At 73.2% G+C, this 12,544-nt stretch carries 12 protein-coding genes; 4 read left to right on the top strand and 8 right to left on the bottom strand.

From position 1 onward, the window contains the following. Nucleotides 1-3: 3 nt before the first annotated feature. Genes ACFQPP_RS01440 through ACFQPP_RS01430 form a run of 3 tightly spaced genes read right to left on the bottom strand, consistent with a single transcriptional unit; the run spans nt 4 to nt 2,869 of the window. A complete protein-coding gene (locus ACFQPP_RS01440) occupies nt 4-822 on the bottom strand; it encodes an ABC transporter ATP-binding protein (protein ID WP_376914698.1) in 819 nt (272 codons plus the stop codon). After that, a complete protein-coding gene (locus ACFQPP_RS01435; RefSeq protein WP_376914696.1) occupies nt 816-1,820 on the bottom strand; it encodes a FecCD family ABC transporter permease in 1,005 nt (334 codons plus the stop codon). Before ACFQPP_RS01435 ends, ACFQPP_RS01440 begins: the two co-directional genes overlap by 7 nt. Then, a complete protein-coding gene (locus tag ACFQPP_RS01430; protein ID WP_376914695.1) occupies nt 1,817-2,869 on the bottom strand; it encodes an iron chelate uptake ABC transporter family permease subunit in 1,053 nt (350 codons plus the stop codon). Before ACFQPP_RS01430 ends, ACFQPP_RS01435 begins: the two co-directional genes overlap by 4 nt. A gap of 81 nt (nt 2,870-2,950) precedes the next feature. Here ACFQPP_RS01430 and ACFQPP_RS01425 point away from each other — a divergent pair, with 81 nt between their 5' ends. Then, on the top strand, nt 2,951-3,946 hold the full coding sequence (locus ACFQPP_RS01425) for an ABC transporter substrate-binding protein (protein WP_376914694.1): 996 nt from the start codon (nt 2,951-2,953) through the stop codon (nt 3,944-3,946). A gap of 106 nt (nt 3,947-4,052) precedes the next feature. Continuing rightward, a complete protein-coding gene (locus ACFQPP_RS01420; RefSeq protein ID WP_376914693.1) occupies nt 4,053-4,796 on the top strand; it encodes a hypothetical protein in 744 nt (247 codons plus the stop codon). A 196-nt stretch (nt 4,797-4,992) separates the two neighbouring features. Here the strand turns inward: ACFQPP_RS01420 and ACFQPP_RS01415 are convergent, their stop codons facing one another. Together ACFQPP_RS01415 and ACFQPP_RS01410 are read right to left on the bottom strand one after the other, a co-directional pair. Further along, complete coding sequence (locus ACFQPP_RS01415; protein WP_376914692.1) at nt 4,993-5,763, bottom strand: SDR family NAD(P)-dependent oxidoreductase; 771 nt, start codon at nt 5,761-5,763, stop codon at nt 4,993-4,995. A gap of 84 nt (nt 5,764-5,847) precedes the next feature. Next, complete coding sequence (locus tag ACFQPP_RS01410) at nt 5,848-6,738, bottom strand: sugar phosphate isomerase/epimerase family protein (RefSeq protein ID WP_376914691.1); 891 nt, start codon at nt 6,736-6,738, stop codon at nt 5,848-5,850. Between the two features lie 188 nt (nt 6,739-6,926). Between ACFQPP_RS01410 and ACFQPP_RS01405 the strand changes: the two genes are divergently transcribed. Continuing rightward, entirely contained in the window at nt 6,927-8,273 is a 1,347-nt protein-coding gene (locus ACFQPP_RS01405; RefSeq protein WP_376914690.1) for an MFS transporter, read from the top strand. Between the two features lie 133 nt (nt 8,274-8,406). Beyond that, nucleotides 8,407-9,054 carry a GntR family transcriptional regulator gene (locus tag ACFQPP_RS01400; RefSeq protein ID WP_376914689.1) on the top strand — a complete coding sequence of 216 codons (648 nt, stop codon included), beginning with the start codon at nt 8,407-8,409 and terminating at the stop codon, nt 9,052-9,054. 198 nt (nt 9,055-9,252) lie between these two features. Here ACFQPP_RS01400 and ACFQPP_RS01395 read toward each other — a convergent pair whose 3' ends face one another. The 3 genes from ACFQPP_RS01395 to ACFQPP_RS01385 form a co-directional block, all read right to left on the bottom strand. Continuing rightward, a complete protein-coding gene (locus ACFQPP_RS01395) occupies nt 9,253-10,206 on the bottom strand; it encodes a transketolase family protein (RefSeq protein ID WP_376915285.1) in 954 nt (317 codons plus the stop codon). A 107-nt stretch (nt 10,207-10,313) separates the two neighbouring features. Next, nucleotides 10,314-11,201, bottom strand: a complete 888-nt coding sequence (locus ACFQPP_RS01390; RefSeq protein WP_376914688.1) for a transketolase — start codon at nt 11,199-11,201, stop codon at nt 10,314-10,316. After that, nucleotides 11,198-12,520, bottom strand: coding sequence for an MFS transporter (locus tag ACFQPP_RS01385; RefSeq protein ID WP_376914687.1), 1,323 nt, complete (start codon nt 12,518-12,520; stop codon nt 11,198-11,200). The genes ACFQPP_RS01390 and ACFQPP_RS01385 overlap by 4 nt, the downstream gene beginning before the upstream one ends. Between the last annotated feature and the right edge of the window lie 24 nt (nt 12,521-12,544).

Below are 12,544 nucleotides of genomic sequence, written 5' to 3'. Positions count from 1 at the left end.
TGGTCAGTGCCGCCCGCGCGGCACGACGAGCGGCGTGCCCGTCACGGGATCCGGGATGACGACGCAGGGCAGCCCGAACACCCGCTCGACGAGCTCGGCCGTCACGACCTCGCCAGGCGGCCCCTCGGCGACGACGGCGCCGTCGCGCATCGCGATGAGGTGCGTCGCGTAGCGTGCCGCGTGGTTGAGGTCGTGCAGCACCGCCACGATCGTCGAGCCGTGCCGGTGGAGGTCGTCGAAGAGGTCGAGCAGGTCGATCTGGTGGGCGACGTCGAGGTACGTCGTCGGCTCGTCGAGCAGCAGCAGCGGCGTCTCCTGCGCGAGCGCCATCGCCGCCCACACGCGCTGCCGCTGCCCACCGGAGAGCTGGTCGACCGGCACCTCGGCGAGGGAGGCGACCTCCGTGCGCTCCATCGCGAGGTCGACGGCGCGCGCATCGGCCGCGCTCCACCGGTGCAGCAGCGACTGGTGCGGGTAGCGGCCGCGGCGCACGAGGTCGACGACCGTGATGCCCTCGGGCGCCGTCGCCGACTGCGGCAGCAGCCCCACGCGCCGCGCGACCTCCTTCGGCGAGCGCTCGCGCAGGTCGCGGCCGTCGAGCAGCACGGCGCCCTCGGTGGGTCGCAGCAGCCGCGCGAGCGATCGCAGCAGCGTCGACTTGCCGCACGCGTTCGGGCCGACGATGACGGTGAACGACCCCTCCGGGATCGCCACGGTCAGGTCGGTGGCGACCGTGCGGCGGTCGTAGCCGAGCGTGACGCCCTGCGCCACGAGCGGCGCGGGAGCGGCGGATGCATCGTGCACGGGGTCCTCCTTCACCATGCGCGTCGAGCCTCTCGCACGAGCAGCGCGACGAGGTAGATGCCGCCGAGCACGATCGTCACGACGCCCGTGGGGATGCCGGTCAGCAGGTGCTGCGCGACGGCGTCGGCGGCGAGCAGCAGCGCGGCGCCCGTGAGCGCCGACGCCACGAGCGGCAGGCCGGCTCCGCCGACGACGCGCCGCGCGATCTGCGGCGCCGTGAGCGCGACGAACGCGATGGGGCCCGTCGTCGCCGTGACGATCGCCGTGAGCGCGACGCCGATCGCGAGGATGCCGAGGCGTGCCGGCTCGAGGCGCAGGCCGTGGGCGCGGGCGGCGTCGTCGCCGAGCTCGAGCTGCCGCAGCGCCGGCAGCGCGACGGCGAGCAGGGCGGTGCAGAGCGCGAGCAGCAGCGCCGCGGGCACCAGCTGCGCCCAGTCGACGAGCGCGAGCGAGCCGACGCCCCAGATCGCGGCGCTCATCGCGACCTCCGGCTGCAGCCGCAGCAGCAGCCACGTGTTGAGCGCGTGCAGCATGGCCGTGACGCCGATGCCGACGACCACGAGCCGGAACCCCGACAGGCCGCCGCGGTAGGCGAGCGCGTAGACGACGGCGGCCGTCGCCAGCCCGCCGAGCAGGGCACCCGTCGTCGTCGACGCGACCGACTGGCCGAGCACGGCGATCACGAGGATCGCCCCCGTGTACGCGCCGGTCGAGAACCCGATGACGTCGGGCGAGCCGAGCGGATTGCGCGACAGGGTCTGGAAGACGGCGCCCGACAGCGCGAGGGCCGCGCCGAAGCACGCCGCGGCCAGCACGCGCGGCAGCCGCCACTCGAGCACGATCGTGCGCGCGAAGCCCGCATCCGCATCCACGATGGCGCCCAGCACCTCGAGCGGGGTGAGCGCGAACGACCCCGCGCACAGCGACACGGTCGCGAGGGCGCACAGCGCGAAGACGGTGATGCCGAGGCCGCGGCGCGAGCGGCGGCGGCCGCGCACGGCGACGGCGGCGCTCACGACCGGCCTCCGAGCCGGCGGCGCGCGAGCGCGATGAGCACGGGTGCGCCGACGAAGGCGAGCACGACGCCGACGGGCAGCTCGCCGTTCGGCAGCGCGACGCGGGCGAGCACGTCGGCGAGGATGAGCAGCGACGGCGCGAGCACCGCCGACAGCACGACGATCCAGACGTTGCGGGGCCCCGCGAGCCACCTGGCGACGTGGGGCATCATGAGCCCGAGGAAGGCGAGCGGGCCGGCCACGGCCGTCGCGGAGCCGGCGAGCAGCGCGATCGCGAGCACCGTGAGCGTGCGCACGACCGCGACGCGCGAGCCGAGCGCCGTCGCGAGGTCGTCGCCGAGCGCGAGCACGTCGAGGGCGAACGACAGCCCGAACGCCAGCAGCAGGCCGAGGGCGAGCGGCACGAGCACCGGCACGACGACCTCCCACCCGCGGCCGTCGAGCCTGCCCGACTCCCACACCTGCAGCACCGAGAACGTGCGCGGATCGGTGAGGCGCAGCCCCGCGACGATGCCCGCGAGCACCGCGCCGATCGCGACGCCCGCGAGCACGATGCGCACGGGATCCCCGCCGCCGCGGCCCACGGAGCCGATGGCCATGACGATCGTCGTCGCGACGCCCGCGCCGACGAGGGCGACCCACGCGTGCTCGACGGGGCTCGAGAGGCCGAGCAGCGCGACGCCCATCGCGACGGCGAAGGCCGAGCCCTGGGTGACGCCGAGGATGCCGGGGTCGGCGAGCGGGTTGCGCGTGAGCGCCTGGATGAGGGCGCCCGCGGCGCCGAGCGCGGCGCCGACGAGGATGGCGGCGACGGTGCGCGGCAGTCGCAGGCCGAGCACGGCGTCGACGTCCTGCACGGAGGCGTCGCCGCCGCCGAGGATGTGCAGGGCGAGGTCGACGGGCACGGGCCGGGCGCCGACGACGAGGCTCACGGCGCTCGCGGCGCCGAGCAGCGCGAGCGCGCCCACGAGCGCCGCGAGGCGCGCGCCCGGACCGCGGCGCAGCCCGCGGGCGGCTGCGCTCGGCGACTCGGCGACCGGGATGCTCACCGTCCGATCCTAGGTTAGGCTCGCCTTACCTCGCGCCGCGTCCGCTGCGGCGCCGCTCCCCGCGTCGCTGGAAGGACCCTCATGCGTCGTCTCACCGCTGCGCTCGCCACCGCCACCGTGGCCGCGCTCGCCCTCGCCGGATGCTCCACCGCATCCGACGCACCCGCAGGCTCGGCCCCCGCCGGCGCCGCAGAGGAGGGCGCGTTCCCCGTCTCGATCGACACGCTCTTCGGCGAGGTGGCGATCGACGAGGAGCCCACGCGCATCGTCGCGCTCGGCTGGGGCGACGCCGAGACCGTGCTCGCGCTCGGCGGTCAGCCCGTCGGCGCATCCGACTGGCTCGGCTTCGGCGGCGACGGCGTCGGTCCGTGGGCCGAGGGGCTGTACGACGAGTCGCCCGTCATCATCGAGACGCTCGAGCCCGACTACGAGGCGATCGCCGCGCTCGAGCCCGACCTCATCCTCGACGTGAAGGGCTCCGGCGACGAGGCGCGTCACGACCGGCTGTCGGAGATCGCGACGACGCTCGGCGTGCCCGAGGGCGGCGAGTCGTACCTGACGACGCCCGAGCAGCAGCTCGAGATGATCTCGGCTGCGCTCGGCGTGCCCGAGCGGGGCGCCGAGATCGCCGCCGAGCTCGATGACGCCTTCACGGCCGCTGCCGACGCGCATCCCGAGTGGGACGGCCTGACGGCCACGGCCGCGACGCGCACGAGCGAGGGGTGGGGTGCGTACATCGACGGCACCGAGCGCGTCGAGTTCCTCGAGCGCCTCGGCTTCGTGCTGAACCCGGCGATCGACGCGATCGAGCCGAGCGACGGCGGCTTCTCGGTCGACGTGTCGCAGGAGGAGCTCGACACGTTCGACGCCGACCTCATCATCGCCTTCCCGATCTTCATCGAGTCGACCGAGATCACGGACGACCCGCAGTGGCAGGCGATCCCCGCGGTCGAGGCCGGCCACGCCGTCGTCATCGACGGCGACGTCTCCTCGGCCTACTCGCTCGGCTCGCCGCTGTCGCAGCAGTACGCGATCGACGAGGTGACGGCGCTCATCGCCGACGCGCTCGGCAGCTGATCCCGCGCGTGCGATGCGCCCGGATGCCCCGCGCATCCGGGCGCATCGCCATGCGACGTCGCGTCGCCCACACCGGAGGCACAGGACCGCTGGGGATCATGGACGCGTGAACCCGGACGAGCGCCCCGAGCAGCCTGCTGCCGGGCCCTCGCTCGTCCCCAACCTCGACGCCCAGCGTGCGTACGCCGCGTCGATCGCGCCGCCGCCCAAGCCTCCGCTGCCGCAGGAGATGATGCGTCGCGCGCGTCTCGCAGGCGGCGTCGGCGGCGCCGCGATGCTGCTCGGCGTCGAGCTCGTCGGCGTCGGCATCGCCCTGCTGCTGTCGCCGCTCGTCGTCGGATCGGTCGTGCGGTGGCTCGCGTCGATGCAGGTCGACGTCGACGCGTCGGCATCCCCGGCGACGGTCGCGGCGCTGTCGGCTGGCCCGTGGCCGTGGATCGGATCGCTGCTCGTGCTCGTGGGCGTCGCCGGCGTCGTCGCCGGCTCGGTCGTCAGCGTGCGCACCCTGCGCGCCGCCGGGTTCCCGCGACCCGCGCGCCTCACGCTCGGCGCATTCGGCATCGCGTTCGGGGCGCGCGTCGCGTTCGGCATCTTCACGGCGCCGTTCTCGAGCCTCCTGACGCCGCTGCTCGAGCGCGGCGTCGCCGGGCTGTCGGCCGACGGCGTCGAGCTCGTCGGCACGATCGTCGCGTTCGTGGTGCTCGCGCTCATGAACGTCGCGATCGCCGCGGCGACGGGCATGGTGGCCTGGTGGATGCTCGCGAACGCGACGCGCCCGCCCGCCGAGGTGCCCGATCCCGAGCCTCCCGCCTGGGCGGCGGTGCTCGAGCGGCACGACCAGCCGAGCTGACGCGCGGCCGCCCGCTCCACGGGGCCTGCGCTCGCATCCCGGTTGCGTTCGCGCAGGTGATCCGGGCACCGGAGGGGCATGCTCCGTCGGCTGCCGGAATCACCTGCGAGACGCGCACGCCGGAATCCGCGCGGGAGGCGGGCCGGACGCGAACGGGCGCCCTCCCGAGGGAGGACGCCCGCCACCGAGCGGTCGCTCAGTGCATGTGGCTGCCGCCGTTGATGTCGATGTTCGTGCCCTGCAGGTACGAGGCGTCCTCGCTCGACAGGAACGCGAACACGGCCGAGACCTCGTCGGTCGACGCCGTGCGACCGATGGGGATGTCGGCGGCGATGCGCGCCTCGAGCTCGGGCGTGGTGCCGACGCGGATGTTCGTGTCGACGGCGCCGGGCGTGACGGAGTTCACGGTGACGCCCGAGTCGGCGATCTCGCGGGCGAGCGCCTTCGTGAAGCCGAGGATCGCGGCCTTCGCGGCCGAGTACGGCACCTTGCCGAAGACGCCGCCACCGCGCTGCGCCGACACCGACGACATGTTGACGATGCGGCCGAACCCGGCCTCGAGCATCGGGGGGAGGAACGCCTTCGTCACGAGGTACGTGCCGGTGGCGTTCACGGCCATGACCGTGTTCCACAGCGCGAGGTCGGTGTCGAGGAAGGGCACGGGCGAGGTGATGCCCGCGACGTTCGCGAGCGCACCGACGACGGGCAGACGGCCGGCCTCGACCTCGGCGGCGACGGCGGCGCGTGCGGTCTCGACGGCGGCCTCGTCGGCGACGTTCACCGCGGTGCCGAAGTGGGCGACGCCGTGGCGCTCGCCGATCTCGGCGGCGACCTGCGCGGCGCGCTCGCCGTCGAGGTCGAGGATGACGACGGCCCAGCCGTCGCGGGCGTAGCGGTCGGCGACGGCCATGCCGATGCCGCGGTCGCTCGCGGCGCCGGTGACGATGGCGGTGCGGGTGGTGGTCATGCTGCTCCCTCTCGGATGCGTCGGATGCGGTGGTGCTCTGGGTGCGGTGGTCCGCTGCGGGTGCCGTGGCTGCGCCTGACGGCGTCAGCGGGCCGGCGCCGCGCGATGGGCGAGGCCCGCGGCCTCGAGCCTCGGGGCGACGTGGCGCGCTGCGGCGTCGATGGCGGCGACGCGCTCGGCGCGGAACTCGGGGGTGGAGGTCGCGGTCGCGTCGTCGGTGTAGGCGCGGGCGGGCAGCTCGAGCGTGAAGCCGCCCTCGTAGCCGGATGCCGCGAGCGCGGCGAACGCGGCGTCGAAGTCGACGTCGCCGCCGGCGATGGGGCGCGCGAAGTCGCCTCGCACGGCGTCGCGCAGGTGCACGTGCGCGGTGCGATCGCGCCACGCATCCACGACCTCGGCGACGTCGTCGCCGGCGGCGACGACGTGGGCGACGTCGAGCACGGCGCGCACGGCGTCCGGCGTGCGCTCGTGCAGCATGGCCGCGCGCTCGGCGTTCCAGCACAGGCGCAGGAAGTGGATGGACTCGACCCACACCTGCGTGCCGTGCTGCTCGGCGAGCGTCGCGGCGACGGCGAGCTCGTGGGCGACGCGGGCGACGTCGACGTCGAGGGTCGCGGCGGGGTCGTGGTCGAGGGCGCCGCACGGCAGCACGAGGGCCTCGGCGCCGATCGCGGCGGTGAGGCGCAGCAGGCGCTCGAGGTGCGTGCGCCGCGAGGCGGGATCGGTGGCGGGCAGGTTGAGGTCGCCGACGTCGCCGTTCACGGAGCGCACGCGGATGCCGGCGTCGGCGATGGCGGCCGCCACGTCGTCGATCGCGCGGTCGTCGAGCTCGAACGGCACGTGGTCGCAGACGCCGGGCAGGGCGCCGAGGTCGATCTCCTGGAAGCCGAGGGCGCGCACGTCGTGCAGGGCGTCGGGCAGCGTGAGGTGCTGGAACGAGATCGTCGAGCAGCCGAGCCTCTCGGGGAACGTCATCGCGCCCATCCTCACGGTGGCGTGAGGTCCGCTCCACGCCGAGCGACGCGGCAGGTCCGCGCCGAGTGCGACGGTAGCGGGTCGACTGTTGACAGTCAACATGAATCCGTGCATGCTGGCGTCTGCCGACAGCGTCGTGTGGCTCGTGTCCCACGCCGGTCGAGGCATCCTTGACCCGAGAGGACATCATGAGCACTGAGGCTCTTGCGATGCGCGGTCCCGTCCGCGGCACCGCCGACGCGAAGAAGGTCGCGGTCGGCTCCGGCGTGGGCGCCGTCATCGAGACGTACGACTTCATCGGCTACGGCACCGCTGCCGCGCTGTACTTCGGCACCGTCTTCTACCCGTCCGAGGATCCGCTGGTCGGCACGCTGCTGTCGTTCGCGACGCTCGGCGTCGGCTTCCTCGCCCGCCCGCTCGGCGGCGTCATCGGCGGCCACCTCGGCGACAGGATCGGTCGCAAGCCCGTGCTCGTCGCATCCCTCATCGCCATGGGCATGGCGACGTTCGTCATCGGCCTGCTGCCGACGTACGCGCAGGTGGGCATCCTCGCCCCGATCCTGCTCGTCACCGTGCGCATCATCCAGGGCGTCGCGTTCGGCGCCGAGTGGGGCGGCGCGATCCTCATGAGCTACGAGCACGCGCCATGGAAGCGCAAGGGCGCGTTCACCGGCATCGTGCAGGCGGGCTTCCCCGTGGGGCTGCTGCTCGCGAACCTCACCTTCCTCGTGTCGGTGCACCTGCCGGGCGACTGGGCGTGGCGCGTGCCCTTCCTCGCGAGCATCGTGCTCGTCGTCGTCGGCCTGCTCATCCGTGCGAAGGTGCCGGAGTCGCCCGTCTTCGAGGACGTCAAGACGCAGGGCATCGTCGTGAAGTCGCCCGTCGTCGAGGTGCTGAAGACCGACTGGCGCAACATCCTGCGCGGCATCGGCCTGCGCGTCGCCGAGACCGCCGGCTACGCCGTCTCGGTCACGTACATGATCAGCTACATCAACGGCGAGGGCCTCGCCGAGCCGTCGCAGACGCTCACGGCCCTCTGCATCGGCGCAGGCATCGGCATCTTCGCCACGTGGGGATGGGCTGCGCTCACCGACCGCATCGGTCGCCGGCCGCTGTACATCGCCGTCACCGCCTTCGCCGTGCTGTTCGCGATCCCGATGTTCCTGCTCGTCAACACGGGCCTGTTCATCCTCATCGTGCTGACCATGATCCTCGCCTACTCCGTGTGCCAGAACGCCCTCGCCGGCGCGCAGGGCGCATGGTTCCCCGAGCTGTTCAACGCCGCCACCCGCTCGTCGGGCGCGTCGCTCGCGTACCAGTTCTCGGCGATGGTCTCGGGCTTCACCCCGTTCATCACGACGCTGCTGTTCGTGTGGCTCGGCTGGGTCGGCCCCGCGCTGCTCTTCGCGCTCTACGCCGCGATCGGCCTGACCTCCGCCCTCCTCACGCGCGAGACGTGGGGCCCGCGCGAGCGCGCCCTCGCCGCCGACGCGGAGGAGGCCGCAGGCGGCGACGACAGGCTCGCCCGCGTCTGACGCGAGCACCAGGCTCGGCGCCCGGTCGCTGCCAGCGACACCTCGGCCGGGCGCCGGCACCACACGGGGGCGGATGCGCACAGCATCCGCCCCTATCCTTCTTCTTCGGACACGCGATCGTCAGGGGGACGGCATGAGCGCACTCGTCGGGCTCGACCGCACGAACCTGCGAGAGCTCGCGGTCGGCTCGCTGCGCCGCGCGATCACGAGCGGCGAGATCGCACCGGGCACGCACATGGTCGAGACCGACCTCTCCGAGCGCCTCGGCATCTCGCGCGGCACCCTGCGCGAGGCCATGCGGCAGCTGCAGCAGGAGGGGCTGCTCGAGTCGGGCGCCCGCGGCCGCCTCAGCGTGCGCAACCTCGACGCACGCGAGATCGAGGACATCTTCCTCGTGCGCGGCGCCCTCGAGGCGCTCGCCGCGCGCCTCATCATCTCGGCGGGCACGATCGACGACGCGAAGCCCGTGCTGCAGGCCGCGATCGACCGGATGCGCGCCGCCGAGGACGGCACGGTCGTCGCATGGATCGAGGCCGACCTCGACTTCCATCGCGCGCTCGTCTCGTTCCCCGGCAACGCGACGCTCGTGCACCAGTGGGAGCAGCTCGAGGGCTCCATCCGCATGTCGATCATGTTCGCCGGCCTCGACCGCGCGACGTCGAACATGGACACCGACCGCCATCTCGACATGGTCGAGGCGATCGCGACGGGCGACGAGGAGCACGCGGTGCACGTCATCCGCTCGCACATGATGCAGGCCGCGGCGACGCTCACGGCCTAGCGGCCGGCGCGCCGCCGCGCGAGCCGCCCCCGTGCGATGGGCGCGCCAGCGCCTCGGCGCGCGCCGCATGCGTCGCGCCGAGCCGCCGAGCCGCGCACGCTCGCAGCGCGCCGACCACCGCACCCCCCTGCACGCAGCAGCGGCACGGCGGCGACCCTCTCGGGTCCACCGCCGTGCCGCCGCACCGCGTGGAGGCGCTCAGCCGAGCTCGGCGAGCACCTTCGCGACGATCGCATCCTTCGACAGGCCGTAGCGGTCGTGCAGCGTCGGCAGCGCGCCGGCGTCGAGGAACGCATCCGGCAGCGCCACGGGCACCACGCGACGCCCCACGCCGCGCTGCACGAGCGCCGACGCCACCGACTCGAACAGGCCGCCGACCACGGTGTGGTTCTCGAGCGTCAGCGCGAGACGGGGCGTGTCGAGCTCGGCGACGATCGTGTCGACGTCGAGCGGCTTGATGGTGGGGGCGTGCACGACGGCGACGTCGACCTTGTGGGCGGCGAGCAGCTCGGCCGCCTCCAGGGCGCGCATCGTCATGAGACCTGACGACACGAACACGACGTCGGCGCCGCCGCGCAGCACCTTCGCCTTGCCGAGCTCGAACGCGTAGTCGTACTCGTCGAGCACCGTCGGCACCTTGCCGCGCAGGAGGCGCAGGTACGTGGGCCCGTCGGAGGCGGCGAGCTGCGGCACGGCCTGCTCGATGTCGATCGAGTCGCACGGGTCGACGATCGTCAGGTTCGGCATGCCGCGGAAGATCGCCATGTCCTCCGTCGCCTGGTGGCTGGGGCCGTAGCCCGTCGTGAGGCCGGGGAGGCCGCCGACGACGTTGACGTTGAGGTTCGGCTCGGCGATGTCGAGGCAGATGAAGTCGTACGCGCGCCGCGCCGCGAACACCGAGTAGGTGGATGCGAACGGCGTGAGCCCCGCCTCCGCCATGCCGGCGGCCGCGCCGAAGAGCAGCTGCTCGCTCATGCCCATCTGGAAGTAGCGATCCGGATGCGCCTGCGCGAAGACGTGCATGTCGGTGTACTTGCCGAGGTCGGCGGTGAGGCCGACGATGCGCTCGTCCTGCTCGGCGGCCCTCGCGAGGGCGTGGCCGAACGGGGCGGGGCTCGTGCGCTGCCCGGGGTCGGCGAACGATGCGATCATCGCGCTCGTCTTCAGCCGCTGCCTCGGCGCCGGGGCGGCAGAGGGCGCCTCGGTCGTCGCGATCTCGGGATCCGGGTTGCCGGGGTTCGTGCCGGCGTCGACGGTGCTCATCGCGCGGCCTCCTTCGCTGCCTCGTGGCGGGCGGTGAGCTGCTCGCGGCAGATCGCCCACTCGTGCTCCTCGATGCGCATGAAGTGCGCCTTCTCGCGGTCCTCGAGCATCGTGACGCCCGAGCCGACCTTCGTGTCGCAGATCAGCACCTGCGGCTTGCCCTCGGCGGCGGCGACGGAGCGCGCCTCGTCGAACGCCGCGACGAGCGCAGGCAGGTCGTTGCCGTCGACGCGGATCGCGTGCCAGCCGAACGCCGTCCACTTGTCGAGCACGGGCTCGGTGCGCAGGATGCCCTGCGCGGGGCCATCGGCCTGCAGCGCGTTCATGTCGACCATGGCGGTGAGGTTGCCGAGCCGGTGGTGCGCGGCGCCCATCGCCGCCTCCCACGTCGAGCCCTCGTCGAGCTCGCCGTCGGAGAGGAAGTTGAACACGCGCTGCTCGGTGAGGCCGCGGTGGCGCAGGCCGAGCGCGATGCCGACCGCGACCGTGAGGCCGTGGCCGAGCGAGCCGCCCGAGATCTCCATGCCGGGCGTGTACGAGGCCATGCCCGACATCGGCAGGCGCGAGTCGTCCGAGCCGTACGTCTCGAGCTCCTCGAGCGGCACGATGCCGGCCTCGGCGAGCGCCGCGTAGAGGCCGATGGCGTAGTGGCCGGTCGACAGCAGGAAGCGGTCGCGGCCCTCCCAGTGCTCGTCGGCCGCGTCGAGGCGCAGCTGATCCATGTAGGCGACGGTGAGGATGTCGGCGGCGCCGAGCGCCTGCCCGACGTAGCCCTGCCCCTGCACCTCGCCCATGTGGAGGGCGTGCATGCGCACGTTGTAGGCGTGCTCGGCGAGGCGCTCGAGACGCTCGGCCTGCGTGGCGGCCGGTGCGGCGGTGGTCATCGGACTCCTTCCATGGTGGGCTGCGCGGCGTTCGCCCGGCCGACGACCGCGGGTGCGGTCTCGCGTGCCGTGATGGCGACGAGGGTCGAGATGATGCCGAGCAGCGAGAACAGCAGTGCCGGCCCGATCCATCCGACCCAGCCGTAGACGGCGGTCGCGATGAAGGGCAGGAAGCCGGCGACGATCGCGGCGCCGTTGTAGCCGAGCGAGATGCCCGAGGTGCGGCGGTTGGCGGGGAACAGCTCGGAGAACCAGCTCGACTCGACGGCGAAGATCGGGTCGTGGCTGAAGACGAGCGACAGCGCGACGGCGACGACGATCATCACGAGCGATCCGGTGTTGATGAGCAGGAACATCGGGATGCCGAAGGCGATCGTGAAGACCGAGCCGATGAGGAAGACCTTCTTGCGGCCGATGCGATCCGACAGCGCGCCGTAGAGGAGGTGGCTCGCGAGGCCGATCGCCGAGCCGACGAGCGTGCCGATGAGCACGTTCGACGACTCCGTGATGGCCGCGAGGCCCACGTACGAGACGACGAACGACGTGGTGACGTAGTAGCCGCCCGTCTCGGCAAGGCGCAGGCCGACGATGCGCAGGATGGAGCGCCAGTCGTGCTTGATGGCCTCGAGCGCGGGCTGCCGCAGCACCTCGCCCTGCTCCTTCACGGCCTCGAACGCGGGGCTCTCGGCCACCTTGAGGCGGATGAAGATGCCGATGATGACCATGACCGACGCGAGCAGGAACGGCACGCGCCATGCCCAGTCGCCCGGCAGGCCGCTCGTGGCGAGGATGACGCCGTTGGCGACGAGCAGGCCGCCGGGGATGCCGATCTGCGGCAGGGCCCCGAAGAACCCGCGGCGACGCTCGGGCGCGTGCTCCACGGCCATGAGCACGGCGCCGCCCCACTCGGCACCGTAGGCGATGCCCTGGATGACGCGGAGGAGGATGAGCAGGATCGGCGCGACGACGCCGACGGTCGCGTAGGTGGGCAGCACGCCGATGAGGGTCGTGACGACGCCCATGACGACGAGCGACCAGATGAGCACGCGCTTGCGGCCGATGCGGTCGCCGAAGTGGCCGGCGAGGTAGCCGCCGAGCGGGCGGAACAGGAAGCCGACGGCGAGCGTCGCGAACGAGGCGAGCGCGCCGACGATGTCGCTGTCGGTCGCGAAGAAGACGGTGCCGAAGTAGGTGGCGGCGGCCGTGGCGTAGATGAAGAAGTCGTACGACTCGACGACCGTGCCGATCATCGAGGCGAGCGACACCTTCACGGCGTTGTCCTTCTTCGGCTGCGCGCCGGAGACGGTGGGTGCGGACATGGTGCTCCTGTGGGTGGGTCCGGG

This window comes from Agrococcus sp. GCM10030265 (genome assembly GCF_042666675.1).
Lineage (GTDB): Bacteria > Actinomycetota > Actinomycetes > Actinomycetales > Microbacteriaceae > Agrococcus.
The sequence above is the reverse complement of the archived record's forward strand: the minus strand, read 5'-3'. Positions and strand labels throughout refer to the sequence as shown.

Bases quoted from the DNA above. Each gene is read 5' to 3' on its own strand.
- ACFQPP_RS01440 (WP_376914698.1), bottom strand. From the start codon at position 822: ATGGTGAAGGAGGACCCCGTGCACGATGCATCCGCCGCTCCCGCGCCG.
- ACFQPP_RS01425 (WP_376914694.1), top strand. From the start codon at position 2,951: ATGCGTCGTCTCACCGCTGCGCTCGCCACCGCCACCGTGGCCGCGCTC.
- ACFQPP_RS01415 (WP_376914692.1), bottom strand. From the start codon at position 5,763: ATGACCACCACCCGCACCGCCATCGTCACCGGCGCCGCGAGCGACCGC.
- ACFQPP_RS01410 (WP_376914691.1), bottom strand. From the start codon at position 6,738: ATGACGTTCCCCGAGAGGCTCGGCTGCTCGACGATCTCGTTCCAGCAC.
- ACFQPP_RS01405 (WP_376914690.1), top strand. From the start codon at position 6,927: ATGAGCACTGAGGCTCTTGCGATGCGCGGTCCCGTCCGCGGCACCGCC.
- ACFQPP_RS01400 (WP_376914689.1), top strand. From the start codon at position 8,407: ATGAGCGCACTCGTCGGGCTCGACCGCACGAACCTGCGAGAGCTCGCG.
- ACFQPP_RS01395 (WP_376915285.1), bottom strand. From the start codon at position 10,206: ATGATCGCATCGTTCGCCGACCCCGGGCAGCGCACGAGCCCCGCCCCG.
- ACFQPP_RS01390 (WP_376914688.1), bottom strand. From the start codon at position 11,201: ATGACCACCGCCGCACCGGCCGCCACGCAGGCCGAGCGTCTCGAGCGC.
- ACFQPP_RS01385 (WP_376914687.1), bottom strand. From the start codon at position 12,520: ATGTCCGCACCCACCGTCTCCGGCGCGCAGCCGAAGAAGGACAACGCC.